The sequence below is a fragment of the Geomonas paludis genome (assembly GCF_014193585.1).
In the GTDB taxonomy this organism is placed as follows: domain Bacteria; phylum Desulfobacterota; class Desulfuromonadia; order Geobacterales; family Geobacteraceae; genus Geomonas; species Geomonas paludis.
In genome coordinates, this window is record NZ_BLXY01000002.1 from 378,626 (window position 1) to 399,830 (window position 21,205).

The window sequence follows — 21,205 nt, forward strand, 5'->3', positions numbered from 1 at the left end:
CATGTCGAAGTAAACAACTTTTTCACTTTGACTTTTACGGGGGAATGGGATAGATTTCGTCTTTACTTTATCGGAGGTTTCGCCTTGAAAGAGAAGAAAATCACATACAAAGACGCCGGGGTAGACATAGACGCCGGTAATACTTTCGTCAAGATGATCAAGCCGTTGGTGAAGGCTACTTCCCGTCCGGAAGTCCTCGCCGATATCGGCGGATTTGGCGGTCTCTTCTCACTGAACACCGGCAAGTACAAGCATCCCGTGCTCGTCTCCGGCACCGACGGTGTCGGCACCAAGCTGAAACTTGCCTTCCTGGCCGACCGTCATGACACCATCGGTATCGACCTGGTGGCCATGTGCGTCAACGACATCATCGTCCAGGGCGCCGAGCCCCTTTTCTTCCTGGATTACCTGGCCACCGCCAAGCTCGACCCCGAGAAAGGCGCCTCGATCATCAAGGGCGTTTCCGAGGGGTGCGTCCAGGCCGGCTGCGCCCTGATCGGCGGCGAGACCGCCGAAATGCCCGGTTTCTACACCGGCGACGAGTACGACATGGCCGGCTTCGCGGTCGGCGTCGTCGAGCGTGAAAAGATCATCGACGGCTCCTCCATCACCGTGGGCAACAAGCTGATCGGCCTTTCCTCCTCCGGCCTGCACTCCAACGGCTACTCCCTGGCCAGGAAGGTCATCCTCGAGCACATGGGGCTCAACATCAACGACGAGATCCCGGGCCTGGGCAAGACCGTGGCCGAGGAGCTGCTCACCCCGACCCGCATCTACGTCCGTTCCGTGCTGAACCTGCTGCGCGACTTCAACATCAGCGGCCTGGCTCACATCACCGGCGGCGGCCTGCTCGAGAACGTCCCCCGCGTACTTCCCAACGGCTGCAAGGCCGTCATCAAGAAGGACAGCTGGGACGTCCCCGAAATCTTCAAGATCATCGAGAAAGGCGGCAACATCGAGGAGAGCGAGATGTTCCGCACCTTCAACTGCGGCATCGGCATGGTGCTCGTGGTCCCGGAGAACGAGGCCGACGACATCATGATCAGGCTCACCGGCCTCAACGAAAACGCGTTCGTCATCGGCGATGTGGTCAAGTGCGAAGCCGGCAAGGAGTGCGTGGAGCTGGTCTAGTCCGCGCGGAAGCCTCATGGGAAAAGAGCTCAAAATAGGGGTACTGATCTCCGGCAGCGGCAGCAACCTGCAGTCGATCATGGACGCCTGCGCGGCCGGCGCCATCAACGGGCGCGTGGTCTGCGTGATCAGCAACAAGGCCGACGCCTTCGGCCTGGAGCGCGCCCGGAAAGCGGGCATCCCCGCGCTGCACCTGGACCACCGTGCCTACTCCGGCCGTGAGGCCTACGACGAGGCGCTGGTAGCGACCCTGCGCGAGTTCGAGGTGGAGCTGGTGGTGCTGGCGGGCTTCATGCGCATCATCACCTCGGTCCTTTTGGACGCCTTCCCGATGCGGGTGATGAACATCCATCCGGCGCTGCTCCCGGCTTTCCCCGGACTGCACGCCCAGCGCCAGGCGCTGGAGTACGGCGCCAAGGTCGCAGGCTGCACCGTCCACTTCGTGGACTGCGGCACCGACACCGGCCCCATCATCATGCAGGCGGCAGTGCCGGTCCTGCAGGGGGACACCGAGGAGAGCCTGTGCGCCCGCATCCAGAAGGAAGAGCACCGGATCTACCCGGAAGCGGTGCGACTCTTCTCCGAGGGGCTGTTGCAGGTCGACGGCAGGGTAGTCACCGTCTCGGCGTAGGTCTCCGATCAAACCATAAAACATAAAATGAAAAGCCCCCTGGCAATGCCTCGGGGCTTTTTTTTATTCGGAGCGATGGCGCTTGCCACCGCAGCAAAATCCCCCCTGTCCCCCCTTCGCTAAAGGGGGGAACGCCTGGCCTCCTGTATCGCTTCGACGGAACGTGGACCCTGCTCGACTGAATGTCCGTGGACCGCCGAGTCATTTGCCAGTCAAGCGCGGAACGTGAATAACGTCCCCCACTTTTGCGAAGGGGGGACAGGGGGACTTGCCTTTGTCAGCGCTGCATGGGGATTTGCTCTTTCCAATAGCGCCTTGCCGCCGTTTCTGTTATAACCACGCCCATGTCCTCCCACCGCGCCGCCAAGTTAATGCTGCTCTCCCTCCTGGTCGCCCTGCTCTGCGGCTGCTCCATCTCGCAGGCCATGCGCATGAGGGACGGCGCCACCGTCGACGTCGACACCATGATCGCCGAAGTCTCCGACACCCCGGTCCTCTTCCTCGGGGAGCGGCACGACGCGCCGGCGCATCACCGCCTGCAACTGCGGGTGCTCGAAGCTCTCCATGCCCAGGGAAAGGATCTCGTCATCGGCATGGAAATGTTCGAGAGCGTGACACAGCCCGCCCTGGACGCCTGGAGCTCCGGCAGGGTGCCGGAAGACGCCTTCCGCGATGTGTACCACTGGAGTTGGCGCCACATCCCCTGGGACATGTACAGCGACATCTTTTTCTTCGCCCGTGACAACCACATCCCGATCGTGGCGCTGAACGCGCCACGCTTGGTGGTGCAGGCAGTGGCGCAGAGCGGTTTCGCCTCCCTTTCTCCCCGTGAGCGCGCCGAACTCCCGCCCGACGTCGATGCCAGCGTTACCGACCAATTCCTCAACTTCATGCGCGGCTCCTCCCCTAGCCACGGCAGAAGCCGGGAATCCTTCCGCTACATCGCCGAGGCGCAGATGCTGCGCAACATGGTGATGGCACGGCGCATCACCGGTTACCTCTCGTCACATCCCGGCAAGGTCATGGTGGTGATTGCAGGTGGGGCGCATGCGCGCGGGGTGGGTGGAGTACCAGCTGAGTTGAAGGGGAACCTGGAGTACCGGATCGTGCTTCCCCCCGTCCCGCCGCTGAACGAGGAGAGCGCCACGCTCCAGGACACGGACTACCTGCTGAGGGAGCGTTTCTAGCGCTTCACATGGAACTTTAAAGCTCCCGCTCCAGTTGCTGGTCCAGCGAATAGAGCCAGGCCAGCAACTCGGCGACGGCCTGGTACAGTTCGGGCGGGATTTCGGCGTCGAGGTCGATCTGCATCAGCATGGCGACCAGTTCGGGAGACTGGTGCACGTACACGCCGTGCTCCCTGGCCAGCGAGATGATCGCTTCCGCGCTGATGCCGGCCCCCTTGGCGATGACCCTGGGCGCGCCCCCCTCGTCGGGGTTGTAGGCCATGGCCACCGCGCGCTTCATGTCGGTGTTTTTCCTAGTCATCCTTGGCCGCCATCTTGTTCAGGTGCAACCCTTGGGCGGCCAGCGAGGCGCGTAGCTCACCGCTGGCCTGGCGCATCACTTCGGAGGCGCCGGGACGGTCGCAGACCATCTCCACGTTGATCCCTTCAGGGGTGAAACGAAGCTTCGCCTTCACACCACCCAGGCGCGGCAGTTCCAGGGAGAGGTTGGCCTCGATCCCCTGTTCCCACTGCTCCGCGCTCCCCTCCCCAACCACCAGCGTCATCTCCTGTCCGGGCCAGGTCTCTCCATGCCAGGCCAGCACGCCGGAATTGAGCAGGTGCAGCTGCTCCTTGATGAGCGGCAGCGTCCGGCTGTCGGCGATGGCGCCCCCGGTGTCGTCCCCGGCCGAGCCCCTCTCCCCGTCCGCCAGCAGGCGGGACAGCTTCCCCTGCGGCTCCTTGAGCAGTTCCTTGAGGGGGAGCCCCCCCAGGGCCCACTGGGCCAGGTGCGATTCGTAGAACATCCCGTTCTGGGTCAGGCTGGTCTTCAGCCGCCCGGCGAGTTGGGCCGCTGCCTGCTCAGGATGCTCGACCAGCGGTTCCATGGCCGGCGGCAGCCCCGGCGCGTTCTCCACCACGTCGGCGAGCCACTTCCCCATCGAGCTCAGTTGCACCGACTCGGTCTGCGGGCGCAGCATCTGGAAGGTGACGCGGGGATCGGCGGTGACGAAGGTGAGTTCCAGGGTTTCACCCGGCTGCACGTTGAGCGGGATCTCCAGCTTGTACAGCTCGCCGGCCACCCGCGCCATGTACATGCTGTTGGGGAGGTTGGCGATGATCTCCGCCTTGACGGATTGCCCGGGATTTAGCTGCAGCAGCGAACTGGCGCGCTCCTGCACATCGGCGGTCGGGGTGACCGCCGTCTTGGCGAGGATGGTCAGTACCTGTTTTTGGACTTCGTCGTTGATCAACATGGCGCGTCCCCGGGAACGGCAGAAACCGTTCTACGTTCTACGTTCTACGTTATCCCCCCGGGGATCACGGCTCCGGCTGAGGCGACGGCGCTTTCCTCCGGAAAAACTGCCGCCCCCTCTGCACGGAACGGTCCAGGTAGTAGTAGACCACCGGCGTGATGTAGAGGGTCAGAAGCTGCGACACCAGCAGTCCCCCTACTACCGCCAGGCCCAAGGGGCGTCTCCCCTCTGAACTTGCCCCGATGGCGAGCGCGATGGGAAGCGTCCCCATCAGCGCGGCCATGGTGGTCATCATGATGGGACGGAAACGGACCAGACACCCCTGGTGGATGGCGTCCAGCGGGCTCTTCCCCTCACGCCGCTGGGCGTCGAGCGCGAAGTCGATCATCATGATGGCGTTCTTCTTCACGATCCCCACCAGCATGATGATGCCGACGAAGGCGTACAGGTCCAGCTCCTTGTGAAACAGCATCAGCGTCAGCAGCGCCCCCAGGCCTGCGGAGGGGAGCCCGGACAGGATGGTGATCGGGTGCACGTAGCTCTCGTACAGGATGCCGAGCACCAGGTAGATCACCACCACGGCCGCAAGCAAAAGGAGCGTGAGCCCCTTGGTCGAGGACTGGAAGGCCTGGGCCGCGCCCTGGAAGCCGGTGTTGATGCCGGGAGGAAGCGTGCTCGCCGCCAGCTTCTCCACCGCCGCCACCGCCTCTCCCAGGGGCACCCCGGGCTTCACATTGAAGGAGACGGTGACGCTGGTGATCTGCCCCAGGTGGTTCACCGACAACGGCCCCAGCGACTTGGCCAGCGTGGTCATGGTCGAGAGCGGCACCAGCACACCGGTCGACGACCTCACGTAAAGCAGCCCCAAGGCCGAGGGATCGAGCCGGTACTGCGGCTCAAGTTCCAGGATCACCTGGTACTGGTTGGTCGGCGCGAAGATGGTGGAAACCTGCCTGGAGCCATACGCGTAATACAGTGCATCCTCGATCTGCTGCGCCGTCACCCCGAACGCGGTCGCCTTGTCCCGGTCGATCTTTAGGTCGACCTGCGGGTTCTTGAGCTGCAGGTCGCTCGTTACGTCGAGCAGTTGCGGCAGCTGCTTCAGCTGCTGCTCGAAGGCGGCCGCGTTGTCGTAGAGGACCTGCGTGTCCGGGCTCTGCAGCACGAACTGGTACTGGCTCTTGGACAGCTGCGCCTCCAGCCTTATCGGGGGCGGGTTCTGCATGAAAGCCTGGATCCCCGGCACCTCGGCCAGCTTCGGGCGCAACTGCTGGATCACCTGGTCGACCGATTCCTTCCTTTCACTTCTCGGCTTCAAGGTGACAAACATGAAGCCGGAATTGGAGCCGACACGGGAGCCCGAGGCGCCGACCGTGGACATGAACCCCTTGATGTTCTTGTTGGCTGCGATCCTCTTGGCAAGCTCCTGCTGGTGGCTGACCATCTCGTCGAAGGAGGCGCCCTGCGCCCCTTCCGTGGTGCAGTAGAAGGAACCGAGGTCCTCACTGGGGAGCAGGCCCATGGGCATCACCTTGAACAGGTAGACCGTGACCGCGGTCATGGCGAGAGTTACCGCGAGGGTGGTGCGGCGATGCCTGAGCACGGTGCTGAGGGTCCTGCTGTAGGCGGCAAGCATGGCGTCGAAACAGCGCTCCAGGAGGAGGTACATCCTGCCGTGGCGCTCCTCGGCGGGCGGGTGCAGGAAACGGCTGCAGAGCATGGGGGTGAGGGTCAGGGAGACCACGCCGGAGATCAGGATGGCGCAGGTGATGGTGACGGCGAACTCGTGCAAGAGCCGCCCCAGCATGCCGCCCATGAAAAGCACCGGGATGAAGACGGCCACCAGCGAAATGGTCATGGAGACGATGGTGAAACCGATCTCCTTGGCGCCCTTGAGCGCCGCCTCCATGGGACGCTCCCCCTGTTCCATGTGGCGCACGATGTTTTCCAGCATGACAATGGCGTCGTCGACGACGAAGCCGACCGAGAGCGTGAGCGCCATCAGGGTGATGTTGTTCACCGAGAAGTTCAGGGCGTACATGGCCGCGAAGGTGCCGATGAGAGAGATGGGGAGCGCGAGGCTCGGTATGACCGTGGCGGAGAGGTTCCTGAGGAAGAGGAAGATCACCATGATCACCAGCGCGATGGTGAGCACCAGGGTGAACTTCACGTCGGCCACCGAGTGCCGGATGGCCTGGGAGCGGTCGTAGAGCTCGTGCAGGGTGACCGCGCCGGGAAGCTGGTCGCGGAAGCCGGGCAAAAGCTTCTTGATGGAATCCACCACCTCGATGGTGTTGGTGCCGGGCTGGCGCTGCACGGCGAGGATGATGGCCCGCTCGCGCCCGTTGAACCAGGCGGCGATCTTGTCGTTCTCTACCGAATCGACCACGCTCCCCAGGTCGGAGAGGCGCACCGGCGACCCGCCGCGGTAGGCGACGATCAGCGGACGGTAGGCGGCGGCGTCGAGGAGTTCCCCCTGCGACTGAATGGCGAACGACTTGCTGGCGTCCTGCAGGGTGCCGGTGGGTAGGTTCACGTTGCCGCCGGAGAGCGCCTGCGAGACCTCGTCGATGCCGATCTTCCTCGACGCAAGCGCCATCGGGTTCAGCCGCGCCCGGACCGCGTACTTCTGCGAACCGTAGACCTGCACCTGGGCCACCCCGCTCACCATGGAGATGCGCTGCGCGATCATCGTGTCCGCGTACTCGTTCACCTGGGACAGCGGCAGGGTCTTGGAGCTGAGCACCAGGTAGAGCACCGGCTGGTCGGCCGGGTTCACCTTCTGGTAGGAGGGCGGCGACGGCATGTCCTTGGGGAGCTGGCGGCTCGCCTTGGTGATGGCGGATTGCACGTCCTGCGCCGCCGCATCGATGTCGCGCTCCAGCGCGAAGCGCAGCGTGATGCGGGTGACACCCTGGCCGCTGGTGGAGTTCATGGTGTCGATGCCGGCGATGGTGGAGAGCTGGCGCTCCAGGGGCGTGGCGACCGCGCTGGCCATGGTCTCCGGGCTCGCGCCGGGCAGGTTGGCGGTGACCTGGATGGTCGGGTAGTCGACGTTGGGGAGGTCGTTCACCGGGAGCAGCTGGTAACCGATCAGGCCCGCCAGCACGATGGCGAGCATGACCAGGCTGGTCATCACCGGCCGCCGGATGAAGAGTTCCGCAAGGTTCATGAGGGCGCCCCACCCTTCACGGCCACCTTGCCGCCCGGCACCAGCTTCACCTGCCCGTCGGTAACCACGGTATCGCCGGGAACGAGCCCCCTCTCGATCACGGTCACGCCGTCGAGAGAAGGCCCGGTGCTGACCGGACGCACCTCAGCCGTGGCGTCAGGCTTGACGAGGTAGACGAATTCCCCCTGCTGCCCGGTCTGCACGGCGCGGGTCGGGACCACGGTGGCGCCCTTCCTGGTGTCGAGGGTGATGGCGACGTTGACGAACTGGCCCGGCCAGAGCGTCTTGCGGGCATTGGCGAAGGTCGCCTTGACCTTGATGGTGCCGGTGGCGGGATCGACGCCGTTGTCCAGGAAGGTGACCGTCCCCTGCTCAACAACCGCACTGCCGGCCACGCGGGCCTGGACCGGCAGCTTGCCGCCCATCCTCCCCTTGATGGTGGCCAGCTCCTTTTCCGGGAGTGAGAAGGTGACGTAGAGCGGGGTGATCTGGTTGATGGTGACCAGGGGGGTGTCGTTTTCCTTCACCAGGTTGCCGGCGTGGGTGGTGAGCCCGCCGGTGCGCCCGGACATGGGGGAACGGATGAAGCAGTAATCGAGCTGCAGCTTGGCGTTGTCCACCGCGGCGCGCAGCGAGGCCACCGAGGCGGAGAGGGAGTCGGCGTTGGCCTGGAGCTGGTCGTACTGCTCGCGGGTCACGATCCCCTCCTGCCAGAGCGACGCGTACCGCTTGGCCTGTTCCCTCGCGTTGTTGGCGCTGGCAAGATCGCGGGCCAGGTTCGCCTGGGCCTGCGCCAGCTGCGCCTGGAACGGGCGCGGGTCCACGGTGAACAGCAGCGCCCCCTTGGCGACGTCGTCCCCCTCTTTGAATTGCACCCCGGTGATCATGCCGGCGACCCGGGACTTGAGCGCCACGGTGGCGTAAGCCTCGACGTTGCCGATGGCGCGCAGTTCGATGGGAACGTCCTTCACTGAGGCCCGTGCCACGGTGACCGGCGGGGCAGCTTTCACCTTCGGTTTCTCTGTCTGCTTGGAGCAGCCTGCGCCAAGGGAGGCGGACAAAAGTACTAACAGCAGGATCTTGGGCAGGGAACGGGCAAAAGAAAGGACGTGCACGCTGTTATTCTCCTTTGCGGCGGGTAAGCTGCCAGATTCATAGCACACTCCGCCGTCAATTAGTAGACAAGAAAGCAGCGTTCACACTCTTTCCTTTTTTTCATAAAAATAAGGACGCAGCTAAACCTATCGGGGTAGCCCGCCGATAAGGAGGTGAAGGAAGGTTGCGAATCAGATGCACCGACGCGAGGGAGCCCGGCCCAGATGAAACATCCACTGCGCATCCTGATCGTAGACGATTCCCCCGAGGACGCCATCCTCATCGTCCGGCACCTGCAGAAAGAGTTCTCGCCCATGTACGAACGGGTCGAGACCCCGGACGAGATGAATGACGCGCTGGACCGCGGGGGATGGCACCTGGTCGTCTCCGACTACGTCATGCCGCGTTTCAGCGGGCTGGGGGCGCTGCAGCTCATGCACGAGCGGGACATCGACCTTCCCTTCATCATGGTGTCCGGACAGATGGGGGAAGATGCGGCCGTCGAGGCGATGCGCGCCGGCGCCCACGATTACCTGATCAAGGACCGCCTGTCCCGGCTGATCCCGGCCATCAAGCGGGAGTTGCGGGAAGCGGTGGTGCGCCGCGAGCGGCGCGTGGCGGAAGAGGCCCTCTCCGCGACGGAAGCGCGTTTTCAAAGCCTGGTGGAGCAGTCCCTGGTCGGCATCTTCATGCTGCAGGAAGACATCTTCATCTATGCCAACCCCAAGCTCGGGGCCATATTCGGTTATGCACCCGAAGAACTGATCGAAAAGCGCAGCCTGGTGGACCTGGTCGCCGGCGAGGACCAGATCCGGGTACTGACCCAGTTCCTGCGCCCGCTCAAGGAGGGGAGCGAGCCGCTGCACTTCTTCTTCCGGGGCAAACGGAAGGACGGCGCCGCCATCGACCTGGAGGTGAACGGTACCAGGACCCTGATCAACGGCGCCGACGCCGTCATCGGCAGCCTGCTCGACATCACCGAGCGCCGGCGCGCCGAGGCCGAGCTGAGCAAGCTATGGCGCGCGGTCGAACAGAGCCCGGTGGCGGTGGTGATCACCGACCTGCGCGGCTGCATCGAGTACGTGAACCCGAAATTCATCGAGGTCTGCGGCTACTCCGGACCGGAACTGATCGGCGTGAAGACCAGTATCCTCAAGTCGGGGGACATGACCGACGAGTTCTACCGCGATCTGTGGCAGACCATCTGCTCCGGGAAGGAGTGGCACGGCGAACTGCACAACAGGAAGAAAAACGGCGACCTCTACTGGGAGAGCTGCTCCATATCGGCGGTGAAAAACCCGGAGGGACAGATCACCCACTTCGTCGGCGTGAAGGAAGACATCACGGAGAGGAAGCTGGTCGTGGACCAGTTGCGCCAGGTCCAGAAGATGGAGGCCGTGGGGCAACTGGCCGGCGGCATCGCCCACGACTTCAACAACCTGCTCACCGTGATCAACGGCTACAGCACGCTGTTGATCCGCGCCCTGGACGAGAAATCGACCATGCACAAGGAGGCGGAGCAGATACTGCGCGCCGGCGAGCGCGCCGCGGACCTGACCCGGCAGCTGTTAAGTTTCAGCCGCCGCCAGATCATGGAGCCGCGGGTGCTGGATATCAACCGCCAGGTGAAGGCGGTTCAGAAGATGCTGGAGCGCTTGATCGGCGAGAACATCCGGCTGGTCACCGACCTCGCTCCGGATGCCGGGCTGGTCAAGATGGACCCCGGGCAGCTGGAACAGATCGTCATGAACCTGGTGGTCAACGCGCGCGACGCCTCCGACACCGGCGGGGTGATCACGGTCGAGACGGCCAACTGCGAACTCGGCCAAAGCTACACGCATCTGCATCCGGGCTCCCAACTGGGCAGCTTCGTCAGGCTGAGCGTCACCGACCGCGGCCAGGGCATGACTCAGGAGGTGAAGCAGCGGCTTTTCGAGCCCTTCTTCACCACCAAGGAGATGGGGCGCGGCACGGGGCTGGGGCTCGCCACCGTGTACGGCATCGTGAAGCAGTGCGGCGGCTACATAGAGGTCATCAGCGAGCCGGGGCAAGGGGCGCGCTTCGACATCTACCTGCCGCGCACCTTCCAGGAGGCGGAGTCCCAGGCCAGGCAGCAACTCGACGAGGCTATCGACACCGACCACACCATACTGGTAGTGGAGGACGAGCCCGGCGTGCTGAACCTGGTGGTGCACACCCTGAGGATGCGCGGATTCCGGGTGCTGGAGACGACGGACCCCGAACAGGGCATCGTCCTGTTCGACCAGCACGCCGACGAGATCGACATGCTCCTGACCGACGTGGTCATGCCGTTTATGAGCGGCCCCACCCTGGCGGAACGACTGCTGGCCAGGAAGCCGCAACTAAAAGTACTTTTCATGTCTGGGCACACGGACAACAGAACCAGCTTTGAGAAAACGCTGGAGAGAGGAATGCAGTTCCTGCCCAAGCCCTTTGCAAGTGACGCCCTGATCAGAAAGGTGAGGGACACGTTGCAGGGGACCGGGTCGCAAGAAGCGGCGCGGGCAATTCCAGGAGGTAGCAATTGAAAGGGAACATACTGATAGCCGACGACGAGGACATGATCAGAGAACTGATCAACATCACTCTGTCCAAGGAAGGTTTCACCTGTTTCCAGGCTGGCAGCGCCGAAGAGGGCCTGGACATAATCAACAGCCAGCAGTTGGACCTGGCGCTTTTGGACATCATGATGCCCGGGCGCTCAGGGATCGATCTTTTGAAGGATATCAAGCAGGTCGCACCGGACACCACGGTGCTCATGATCACCGCGATGAACGACATGGACACGGCGCTTTCCTGCATCCATAACGGCGCCGAAGACTACATCACCAAGCCTTTCAACCTGGACCGGGTGCTTTTGACCGTGAAAAACACGCTTGAGAAGCGTCGCCTGGTCATGGAGAACAAGGAGTACCAGGCCAACCTCGAGCTCAAGGTCCGCGAGCAGACCGAGGTGATCAGGACCGTCATGGGCGAGATCAACCTCGCCTACGAACACACCCTGGCGGCGCTGATCCGGGCGCTGGACGCGAGGGAAAAGGAGGTCGGGTCGCACTCGGAGCGGGTCATGGCCTACACCTGCCTGCTGGCCGAGCGAGCCGGGATCGGGCCGGAAGAGCGGATCATCATGGGCAAAGGGGCGCTTTTGCACGACATCGGCAAGATCGGCGTCTCCGACAACATCCTCTTGAAGCCGGGAAAACTGGACGACGAGGAGTGGAAGGTCATGCGCCAGCACCCGAAGATCGGCTACGACATCCTGGCGGGGATCAAGTACTTCACCGACGCCGCCGAACTGGTGCTGTTCCATCACGAGCGCTATGACGGCACCGGCTATCCCCACCGCACAGCCGGCGACGCCATCCCCATCAGCGCGCGCATCTTCTCGCTGGTGGACACCCTCGACGCCATGACCTCGGACCGTCCCTACCGCAAGGCGCTCACCTTCCAGGCGGTCCTGGACGAGGTGGTGCGCTGCTCGGGCCAGCAGTTCGACCCGAAGCTGGTGGACGTGTTCCTCGCCATCCGCAAGGAAGATTGGGAAAAGGCGGCAGGGAAGACGCTGTAACCGCGAATGCCCGCAACGCTGTAGGGGCGAATGATTATTCGCCCAGCACAGGCGGCACCACAGCAACGGTCGGGATTGTTGAAAAAACAGGGCGAATGATTATTCGCCCCTACAGAAAAAGAAGAGCCGGCAGACCTTATGGTCGCCGGCTCTATTCATTTTCCCCCTCCCCTTGCTAGAGAGGGCCGGAGGGTGGGGTAACGTGCCATCAGCAGGGAAGACGTTCGCAGAGTAAGGGGACAGGCACCTGGCGGAGCCAGTCCCCTCCGCAACCTGCTTACGAAGACTCCCCCGTCCCGATCCGGTAGCGCTCCAGGCGGTCGCGCAGCGTGTTGCGGCTGATGCCCAAAAGCTTCGCCGCGAAGACCTGGTTGTTGTTGCTCTTCTCCATCGCCATGTGGATCAGCGCCTTCTCCAGCCCCATGTTGACGCTCTCGTAGATGGCCCCCTTGTTCTTCGCGCAGATGCCGTCGAACACCGGCTCCAGCATGCTCCAGAACACCTCGTAGTAGTCATCCCCCACCACCTCGAGGTCCACTTCCTTGAACCCCGCCTTGGCGGTCAGGAACGATTCGAAATCGCCGGGCACCAGGATGTCGCCGCGGCAGAAGACGACGGCCGAGTTGATGACGTTCTTCAGCTCCCTGATGTTCCCCTCGAACTGGTGGTTCATCAGCAGCGCCATGGTGTCGGGGGCGACCCCCTTCACGTTCTTGCCGTACTTCTTGGCGAACTTCCTTACGAAGAGGTCGACCAGGAGCGGGATGTCCTCGGTGCGGTCCCGAAGCGGCGGCAGGAAGAAGTTGACCACGCGCAGGCGGTAGAAGAGGTCCATCCGGAACGACTTCTCCTTGACCGAGGCCAGCAGCGAACGGTTGGTGGCGGCGATGATCCTTACGTCGACCTTGATGGTCTCGTTCCCCCCTACCCGCTCGAACTCCTGGCTCTCGAGGACGCGCAGGAACTTGCCCTGGTTGGCGAGGCTCATCTCCCCGATCTCGTCGAGGAAGATGGTGCCGCCGTTGCATTGCTCGAACTTGCCGATGCGGCGGGAATGGGCGTCGGTGAAGGCGCCCTTTTCGTGGCCGAACAGCTCGGACTCGAGCAGGGCCTCGGGGAGCGCGGCGCAGTTGACCGCCAGGAAGGGACGGTTCTTGCGGCGGGAGTTGTTGTAGATGGCGCGGGCCAGGAGTTCCTTGCCGGTGCCCGATTCACCCTGGATCAGCACGGTGGCGTCGGAATCGGCGACGGTCCCCACCATCTTCCAGATCTCGATCATTTCGGGGGAGGAGCCGATCATCAGGTCCTCGGTGAGATCCTCCTCGACCTGGGCGCGCTCCTTGGTGTAGCGCACCTTGCGGCTCAACAGGTTGCACTCGAGCGCCTTTTTGACGGCACCCTTCAGCTTGTTCATGTCGAAGGGCTTGGTGACGTAGTCGAAGGCGCCGTGCTTCATCGCCTCGATGGCGTTCTGGGTGGTCTTGTAGCCGGTGGCCATGATCACGGCGAGGCCGGGATCGATCTTCTTGGCCTCCTTGAGCACCTCGATGCCGGACTTCTGGGGCAGGCTGATATCCATGATGGCAACGTTGGGACGATCGGCGATGACGCGCTTCAGTGCTCCTTCGCTGTCGCTTTCCAGCAGCAGTTCGTATTCCTCGCCCGCGAAGATCGCCTTCAGCATGAGCAGGATGTCGTGATCGTCATCCAGAATAAGCAGTTTAGCAGTCATGGCCGCCCTCCCGATGGGCTATTATAATCCGCGCCGACCCGTTGCCAAGGCCGGGCGTATCAAAGTCTGTGTCAGTAGCGCAGGGTGATAGCAAAAGAACCGCCCTTTTTTGGAGAAGCGGTTCTCTTGGTTTACCTCTAAAGATCGCAACGATTACTGGTCGTCGTCCTCGTAATCGTCATCACCGTATGCGTCAAGGTCGTCAGCGTCCTCGTCTTCCTCGTCGAACTCGTCCGCAAGGTACTGCGGGCGGTCATCCTCTTCTTTTATGGCCTCGAAGCGAGACAGGATGACAGGGTTGGTGCAGAAGCGCCCTTCCTTGCAGGTGCACGTGTCGAGATCGCACAAATCGAAAAGCTGGATTTCGCTGCACAACCTTTTGGTACCAGTATCCATTTCTTACCTCTAAAGAATTGCGGTCAATACTTTTATCGCCCCGGAGCGTGACAACTTTAGCAGAAATTCCTTCCAGGACGATCAATCCTACAACAAAAGCCTAGCCGTTGACAAATGAAGCAGCAGCGACCGGTTGCTGCGCCGATTCGGTGAGGAAGTCGGTGGCAACCTTGACGTCGGCCTTGCAGCCGATGTAGATCGGCGCCCTCTGGTCCAGCGACTCGGGAACGATGTCGAGGATGGGGATGTGGCCGTTGCTGGCGGCGCCGCCGGCGTGCTCGATGATGAAGGCCATCGGGTTGAGCTCGAACAGCACGCGCAGCTTCCCGTTGGGCGAGCCTTTGAGCGCGGGGTACATGAAGAGTCCCTTCCCTTTCATCAGCACCTGGTTGATATCGGGAACGAAACCGCCGGAGTAGCGCAGCTTGCACCCCTTTGCCTCCAGGTGGCGGATGAACTTCTCGTCGCCGTCGTTGTACTTGTTCCTGAGGCCGCCGGGGGCGTAGATGTTCCCCTCTTCCTGCATCCTGATGTTTTCGCGGGTCAGGGTGAACTCCATCAGGTTGTTCATGGTGAACTCGTGCACGCCGTCGCCCACGGTGTAGACCAGCGAAACCCTCGGTCCGTACAGGATGTACATGGCGGCGACCTGGTTGCGCCCCGGCTGGAGCAGGTCGCACCCTTCGTAGATGGAGACGATGGTGCCCACGGCGAGGTTGACGTCCACCAGCGAAGAACCATCCAAGGGATCGTAGGCAACGGAGTAGAGACCGTCGGCGGAAGCCTGGGCCTGGTAGATCTCGTCCATCTCTTCCGAAGCGATGTTGCAGACCACGCCGGAGTGGATCAGGCGCTTCCTCATGATGCGGTCGGAGAGCACGTCGAGGGCAAGCTGCTCCTCGCCGTAGAGGTTCGAGGTACCGGCGACGCCCAGGTCACCGGTGCGCACCGCGTTGATCACGTACTTGCTGGCCTCGGCGATTTCACAGATGAGGTGGACGAGGTTGTCGCTGATGTTCTGACCGCGCAGATGACGGCGCAGTTCTATCTGGAATTTCGACGTTCCCGGTGCAGCAGGCATAGGTCCCTCCCTAGATTAAATTAAAATTATTTTACGACCCGGTAGAGTATGTCAAAAAAGGTTTCAAAGCAAGAAAAAAAGGGCGAACAGAGTGCACATACAGCAACCAAATTGGTAAACAAATTTACCCACATGTGAGAGCAATAAGTTACGACTATCACGTCCTCTCTCCCACTGGGAGAGGGTGCCCGAAGGGCGGGTGAGGGAGGCGCCACGAAGCAACTTCGGCGCAGTCATCAGCGCCCTCACCCCGCCCCTCTCCCGGAGGGAGAGGGAGTGTGGACCACAGAAAAAAGCGCCTGCACTCGTAAAGTGCAGGCGCTTCATTATCACCGGTGCTTCTGTAGGGGCGAATAATCATTCGCCCGCCTTTCCATTATGCGACCCAGTCGTCGTCCTCCTCGACCGGTGCGAAGCCGCGGCGCATCGTGTTCTCGGTGACCACCCTCGGATCCATGAAGTGCAGCAGGTAGTCGTGCCCGCCGGCCTTGGTGCCGACGCCGGACATCTTGGAGCCGCCGAAGGGCTGGCGGCCGACCAAAGCGCCGGTGTTGTTGCGGTTCAGGTACAGGTTGCCGACGCGGAACTGGCGACGGGCCTGGGCCAGGTGCTCCGGGCTCCTGGAGAAGACGCCGCCGGTGAGGGCGAACTTGGTGGAGTTGGCCCACTCGATGGCCTGGTCGAAGTCCTTGGCGCGCATGACGGCGAGGACCGGTCCGAATATCTCCTCCTGGGCGATCCTGTGCTCCGGCTTGATACCGCCGATGATGGTCATCGGCACGTAGAAGCCGCCGTCGCTGGGCACCTTGCTCTCGTAGAGCACGTGACCTTCCTTCTTGCCGATTTCCGCATACTCCTTGATGGTCTTCATCGCCTTGTCGTCGGCGACGGCGCCCATGTAGTTGGCCGGATCCTCGGAGGGACCGACCAGGGTGGCCTGGGCCATGGAAACCAGACGCTCAATGAACTTGTCGTACACCGCGTCGAGCACGATGACGCGGGAGCAGGCCGAGCACTTCTGCCCCTGGAAGCCGAAGGCGGAGTAGAGGACATGCGGCACTGCCTCGTCCAGGTCGGCGTCGTCGTCGATGATGATGGCGTTCTTGCCGCCCATCTCGCATACGATCTTCTTGACGTTCTCCTGACCCGGGTAGACCTTGGCGGCGCGATCGATGATCCTCAGGCCGACCTCCATGGAGCCGGTGAAGGCGATGAGGCTGACGTCCGGGCTGTCCACCAGGAAGTCGCCCATCACGGAGCCGCGGCCCGGGGTGTAGTTGAAGACGCCTTCGGGGAGGCCGACTTCGCGGAACAGTTCCACGATGTGGTAACCGATGACGGAGGTGATGCCGGAGGGCTTGAACACGACGCAGTTACCGGCCACGATGGCGGCGGAGGTCATGCCGAGGCTGATGGCCAGCGGGAAGTTCCACGGCGCGATGACCGCGGCGACGCCTTTGGGCTCGTAGAAGTAGTGGTTCAGCTCGCCCGGCGCGTTGCCCACGCGCTTCGGGGTGCCCAGGGTGATCATCTCGCGGGCGTAGTATTCAAGGAAGTCGATCGCCTCGCAGACGTCGGCATAGGCCTGGTCCCACTGCTTGCCGATCTCGAGTACCTGCCATGCGGAAAGCTCGAAGATGCGGCGACGCGCCACGGCGGCAGCCTTGATCAGGTACTGGGCGCGGTCCTTCGGATCGGTGTCGCGCCATGCCGGGAAGGCCTTCTTGGCAGCCTGGATGGCGTCGCCCACTTCCTTGGTGCCCGCCTGACAGATGACGCCGATGGTCTCGGACGGCTTGTTCGGGTTCACCGACGGGATGGTGTCGGCAGTCTTCACTTCCTTACCGTTGATGAAGAGCGGGTAGGTCTTGCCGAGCTGCTTTCTCACCGCGGCGATCTCGTGCGGGAAGGCGGCGCGATGATCGGCACGGGTGAAGTCGACCATGGCCTCGTTGTAGAACGGCTTGAGGCCGCCAGGGCCCTTGGCTTCCGGCTTCTTGGCAGCGGCGCGTGCGGCGCGCTCGCGCTGGACGGTGACCTCCGGGTCCTCGAGCAGGCGCTCGATCTGCGCGTCCTCGGCGAAGCTCTGGCGCAGGAAGGACTCGTTGGCGGTATTCTCCAGCAGGCGGCGCACCAGGTAGCCCATGCCCGGCACCATGTCGCCGTACGGGCAGTAGAGGCGGATGCGGCCGGCAACCTTCAGGATGCCCCTTCTGACCGGCTCGGCCATGCCGTAGAGCACCTGGAACTCGTAACGCTCGTCGGGAACGTTCAGCTCCTTCGCCATCTCCATGACCGCTGAAATGGTTCTGATGTTGTGGGAAGCGCAGGCGAAGTGGCAGATGTCGGAGCTCTCCAGGATCATCTTGGCCTGGCGCTCGTAAGCCGCGTCGGACTCGGCCTTGATGGTCCAGACCGGGATCGCCCAGTCATTCTGCTTGGCCTTGACCGTTTCCATATCCCAGTAGGCGCCCTTCACGAGGCGGATGGAGATCTTCACGTTCTTCTGGCGGGCCCAGGCGAGCAGCTCCGGGAGATCCTTGTCGGTGTCCACCAGGTAAGCCTGAAGCACGAGGCCGAACTGGTCGTAGTTGGGGAACTCGAGTTTAAGCCGCTTGTACACCTCGATGATGATGTCCTTGTGACGGTAGGACTCCATGTCGATGCAGAGGAAGCCGTCCAGTTCCATGACCTTCTGGGCGATCTTGCGAACGCGGTTCAGGATGGCGACCACGGAGCCCTCGAAGTCCTGCGGGTTGGCCAGGCAGAAGAGCGCGGTCGGCTTCACGGCAACGTTGACCTTCGGCGCGTGTCCCCAGTCGAGGTTGCTGTCGCCCCCCTTGCCCGGCAGCGGTTTCCAGTCCTTGTACTCCTTCTTGAGCGAGTCGAGCAGCTCGAGGTAGGTGTTCATGTACTCGTCCGCTTCCTTCTCGGAAAGCGTCGCCTCACCCAGCACGTCCACGACGAACGCGAAGCCGTCCTTGCGCAGACGCTCCATGTTCTTGATGGCTTCCTTGGTGTTCTCGCCCACGATGAACTGGCGGGCCATCTCCTGGATGTTGGTGGTGAGGAACTTGTTCAGCATGGCCCCGCCGAAGGAGCCGAGCATGCCCGCCACCTTGGCGCCGGTGGAGAGGACCGGCGGCATGTCCTTCTCTTCGCCGAAGTATTCACGGATGTGGTCGGTGAGGAGCTTGCCGGTGGTGAGGGACGGGAAGACATCGACAAAGCGGAACATCTGGATCTTGAAGGTTTCGTTCTGCATGCTCCAGTCCATCACCTTGCCCATCCAGGCCCCCTTGTTAAAGAGGGACGGCTTTTCGCCGGAGATGGTGGAGAAGAACTCCTTGCCCCGCGCAATGACTCTGTTGTTCAGTTCGGTGTTGTTCATCCAAAGGCTCCTTTATTACAGGTTGTTCCAAGAGGAAATCATAAACGTGTAAAGCTAGAGCACAAGCTGTGCCATCGAGTATACGATTTCGTTCCTGGTGGAGACGTGGAGGCGGCCGCTAGGATCTGAACTGCCGTAGAGGGAGGTGCTTCATCCAGCTAAACAGCCGGAAGTATTATAGCATTGTTGGGGGAGAAGGGTAACGCGGGGCAAAAATTGATTAGATGGTGAGACCTGAGCGTTTCGATAATCAGGAGGCGATAGGAATGGAGAAGTAAATACAGAATATGCAGCAATGCATAAACGTCCCCTCCCCCGGAGGGGGAGGGACAGGGAGGGGGATCTTTTCCGCACCGCAAGCCCCCCTCCCAGCCTCCCCCCTCCGGGGGGAGGAGTATGAACCTAGGCAATACCGTGCTTCTTCAACTTCCTGGCGATGGTCGACTGGTTCACCCCCAGCGCCTCAGCCATGCGCACCTGGTTGCCATGCGTAGCCAGCGCCTTCTCCAGAACCGCCTTCTCAACCTTGTCCAGCGTCTCCTGCAGGGTCACCTCGTCGTGCCACACGCCCCCTACCCCGGTCGACGCTACGCTGCCGGAAGCGATTTCCGCGGGCAGATCCTTGACATCGATGAGGTCGGTTTCCGTCATGACCACCAGCCGCTCACAGATGTTCATCAACTGCCTGACATTGCCCGGGTAATCGTAGGCGAGTAGCGCGTCCGAGGCGGCGCGGGTGAGACGCTTGCGGATCGAGTCGCGTGTCCCGAACAGGTCGACGTAATGCCGGACCAGCGGCAGGATGCAGTCGCGCCGCTCCCGAAGCGCCGGCACGTGAATCGGGATGACGTTCAGGCGATAGTAAAGGTCGAGCCGGAAGGTGCCGTCTTTGACCATCTGGTCAAGATTGCGGTGGGTCGCCGCCAGTATCCTGACATCGAGCGTGCGCGCCTTGGTCCCGCCAAGCCGCACCACGCGGCCGTTTTCCAGGAACCGGAGCAGCTTCACCTGGGCTGACTGGGGCAGTTCCGCGATCTCGTCGAGGAACAGAATGCCGCCGTCAGCCAGTTCAAGATAGCCCGGTTTGCCACTGACTTGCGCGCCGGTAAATGCGCCCTTCTCGTAGCCGAAGAGTTCGGATTCGATAAGAGATTCGGGGATGGCGCCGCAGTTGATCTCGATGAGCGGCTTGTCGGCCCGGCTGGAGTTCTTGTGGATCAGTTCAGCAATAAGCCCCTTGCCGACGCCGGACTCGCCGAGGATCAGCACCGTCGAGTTAACCGCGCTAACCTTGAGCGCCTGCTTCAGCGCGTTGACCATAAGAGGGCTACGGGCGATGACGCTGCGCGAAGCCAGATCGGCCTGCTGCATCTCCAGCATGTGGCTGCGAAACTGGTCCCGAAGCGCCTCCTGCTCTTCCAGTTCGCGTTGCAAGTTGTCGATTTCAGTAACGTCCCGCTCGCTGACCACGACCCGGATCACCTTGCCGGTCGCGTCCAGTACCGGCGTGCCCGTCGAAATCAGCTTGCGCCCCTGCCGGTTCTGCAGTTGGCTCACGACCTTGCCAGTAGTGAGAGCTTCCAGCGCCGCAGAGCGGTCGATGAAACCCTGATCCAGCAGCTCGTGCATGTTTTTGCCGATAACTTCGGCGGCAGTAATGTTGTTGATGCGCTCGGACGCAGGATTTATGCGGATTACCACAGCATCGGCATCACAGATCCAGAGCCCGTCAGAGGACGAATCGATGATGGCATCGAGTTCACGTGTCAGATCCTGGAAAGCGCGCATCTGCCGCGCCATCTCCTCCAGGTCGAGAGCCGCCATGGTTCCAGTTGTAGCTTCAGTCATAAAAACCTCCGGCAAAAGTAGCGCCGGCGACCATTATGCATAAACGCATTGGATATGCAAGAGGGAATACAGAAAAAGCGGAGACTATCTGAATTTGACGGCAAGAACGGGATATGGTACTTTGAATCGTACTTTAAATGGCACGATAAAGAACACGCAAGAGGTGAAGCGAAATGTCATCCATAAGCGCAAATGACCTTAAAACTCGTGGCGTAGCTGCCATAGAAGCTGCATTGACCGACGATAGTGAAGCCATCATTTCAGTTCGCGGCAAGACCCGCTACGTCGTCATGCCGATAGAGCATTTCCATTACTTGCGCGAATGTGAGTTGGAAGCAGCCTTGGCACAAAGTAATGATGATATAGCTGCGGGTCGGTTTGTTGTATCGACTCCAGAAGAACATCTCAGAAGGATAAAAGAAGGTGATGAGGCATGAAGTACCGCTTGGTCTTTACCAAGCAGTATGAGAAGCGCGTCCGGCGCTTCTTGAAGCATCACCCCGAGTTGGAATTTGCCTACCTCAAGACTCTGAAACTACTTCAGGCCAACCCCTTCCACCCCTCGCTCAGGCTGCATCGCCTTACCGGTCGCCTGAGCGGGCTTCACTCGGTATCGATAACTCTTTCCTACCGCATTACACTTGAATTCCTCGTCACCGACGATGAAATTACCCCCGTCAACGTGGGCGATCACGAGGCAGTCTACAGGACTTGACT

At 61.9% G+C, this 21,205-nt stretch carries 16 protein-coding genes; 7 read left to right on the forward strand and 9 right to left on the reverse strand.

Features of this window, described 5'->3' with window-relative positions; all coding sequences use genetic code 11:
* Positions 1-84: 84 nt before the first annotated feature.
* From purM to H7687_RS07195, 3 genes are all read left to right on the forward strand, one after another.
* The gene (gene purM / locus H7687_RS07185) at positions 85-1,131 is read left to right on the forward strand and encodes a phosphoribosylformylglycinamidine cyclo-ligase (RefSeq protein WP_183346378.1); all 1,047 of its coding nucleotides are present in this window, start codon (positions 85-87) and stop codon (positions 1,129-1,131) included.
* A 16-nt stretch (positions 1,132-1,147) separates the two neighbouring features.
* Positions 1,148-1,762: a phosphoribosylglycinamide formyltransferase gene (gene purN / locus H7687_RS07190; RefSeq protein WP_183346379.1), complete on the forward strand. Its 615-nt coding sequence runs from the start codon at positions 1,148-1,150 to the stop codon at positions 1,760-1,762.
* 344 nt (positions 1,763-2,106) lie between these two features.
* On the forward strand, positions 2,107-2,949 hold the full coding sequence (locus H7687_RS07195; RefSeq protein WP_183346380.1) for a ChaN family lipoprotein: 843 nt from the start codon (positions 2,107-2,109) through the stop codon (positions 2,947-2,949).
* A gap of 16 nt (positions 2,950-2,965) precedes the next feature.
* On the opposite strand, the gene H7687_RS07200 is transcribed toward H7687_RS07195, so the two are convergent.
* From H7687_RS07200 to H7687_RS07215, 4 genes are all read right to left on the reverse strand, one after another.
* On the reverse strand, positions 2,966-3,250 hold the full coding sequence (locus H7687_RS07200; RefSeq protein ID WP_183346381.1) for an EscU/YscU/HrcU family type III secretion system export apparatus switch protein: 285 nt from the start codon (positions 3,248-3,250) through the stop codon (positions 2,966-2,968).
* Positions 3,243-4,184, reverse strand: coding sequence for a flagellar hook-length control protein FliK (gene fliK / locus H7687_RS07205; protein ID WP_183346382.1), 942 nt, complete (start codon positions 4,182-4,184; stop codon positions 3,243-3,245). The genes H7687_RS07200 and fliK overlap by 8 nt, the downstream gene beginning before the upstream one ends.
* Before the next feature lie 64 nt (positions 4,185-4,248).
* Positions 4,249-7,356, reverse strand: a complete 3,108-nt coding sequence (locus H7687_RS07210) for an efflux RND transporter permease subunit (protein WP_183346383.1) — start codon at positions 7,354-7,356, stop codon at positions 4,249-4,251.
* Positions 7,353-8,471, reverse strand: coding sequence for an efflux RND transporter periplasmic adaptor subunit (locus H7687_RS07215; protein ID WP_183346384.1), 1,119 nt, complete (start codon positions 8,469-8,471; stop codon positions 7,353-7,355). Before H7687_RS07215 ends, H7687_RS07210 begins: the two co-directional genes overlap by 4 nt.
* Positions 8,472-8,675: 204 nt before the next feature.
* Here H7687_RS07215 and H7687_RS07220 point away from each other — a divergent pair, with 204 nt between their 5' ends.
* Together H7687_RS07220 and H7687_RS07225 are read left to right on the forward strand one after the other, a co-directional pair.
* Entirely contained in the window at positions 8,676-11,000 is a 2,325-nt protein-coding gene (locus H7687_RS07220; protein ID WP_183346385.1) for a PAS domain-containing hybrid sensor histidine kinase/response regulator, read from the forward strand.
* Positions 10,997-12,040 carry an HD domain-containing phosphohydrolase gene (locus H7687_RS07225; RefSeq protein ID WP_183346386.1) on the forward strand — a complete coding sequence of 348 codons (1,044 nt, stop codon included), beginning with the start codon at positions 10,997-10,999 and terminating at the stop codon, positions 12,038-12,040. Before H7687_RS07220 ends, H7687_RS07225 begins: the two co-directional genes overlap by 4 nt.
* A gap of 277 nt (positions 12,041-12,317) precedes the next feature.
* Here the strand turns inward: H7687_RS07225 and H7687_RS07230 are convergent, their stop codons facing one another.
* From H7687_RS07230 to H7687_RS07250, 5 genes are all read right to left on the reverse strand, one after another.
* Positions 12,318-13,772 carry a sigma-54-dependent transcriptional regulator gene (locus H7687_RS07230; protein WP_183346387.1) on the reverse strand — a complete coding sequence of 485 codons (1,455 nt, stop codon included), beginning with the start codon at positions 13,770-13,772 and terminating at the stop codon, positions 12,318-12,320.
* A 153-nt stretch (positions 13,773-13,925) separates the two neighbouring features.
* On the reverse strand, positions 13,926-14,168 hold the full coding sequence (locus tag H7687_RS07235; RefSeq protein ID WP_183346388.1) for a hypothetical protein: 243 nt from the start codon (positions 14,166-14,168) through the stop codon (positions 13,926-13,928).
* Positions 14,169-14,268: 100 nt separating this feature from the next.
* Positions 14,269-15,249, reverse strand: coding sequence for a class 1 fructose-bisphosphatase (locus H7687_RS07240; protein WP_183346389.1), 981 nt, complete (start codon positions 15,247-15,249; stop codon positions 14,269-14,271).
* A gap of 376 nt (positions 15,250-15,625) precedes the next feature.
* Complete coding sequence (gene pruA, locus H7687_RS07245; protein WP_183346390.1) at positions 15,626-18,640, reverse strand: L-glutamate gamma-semialdehyde dehydrogenase; 3,015 nt, start codon at positions 18,638-18,640, stop codon at positions 15,626-15,628.
* Between the two features lie 402 nt (positions 18,641-19,042).
* Positions 19,043-20,488 (reverse strand): sigma-54 interaction domain-containing protein, encoded by a 1,446-nt coding sequence (locus H7687_RS07250; RefSeq protein ID WP_183346391.1) that lies wholly within the window; start codon positions 20,486-20,488, stop codon positions 19,043-19,045.
* A gap of 173 nt (positions 20,489-20,661) precedes the next feature.
* Between H7687_RS07250 and H7687_RS07255 the strand changes: the two genes are divergently transcribed.
* Complete coding sequence (locus H7687_RS07255; protein ID WP_183346392.1) at positions 20,662-20,925, forward strand: type II toxin-antitoxin system Phd/YefM family antitoxin; 264 nt, start codon at positions 20,662-20,664, stop codon at positions 20,923-20,925.
* Positions 20,922-21,203 carry a type II toxin-antitoxin system RelE/ParE family toxin gene (locus H7687_RS07260; protein ID WP_183346393.1) on the forward strand — a complete coding sequence of 94 codons (282 nt, stop codon included), beginning with the start codon at positions 20,922-20,924 and terminating at the stop codon, positions 21,201-21,203. The genes H7687_RS07255 and H7687_RS07260 overlap by 4 nt, the downstream gene beginning before the upstream one ends.
* The last annotated feature ends 2 nt before the right edge of the window (positions 21,204-21,205 follow it).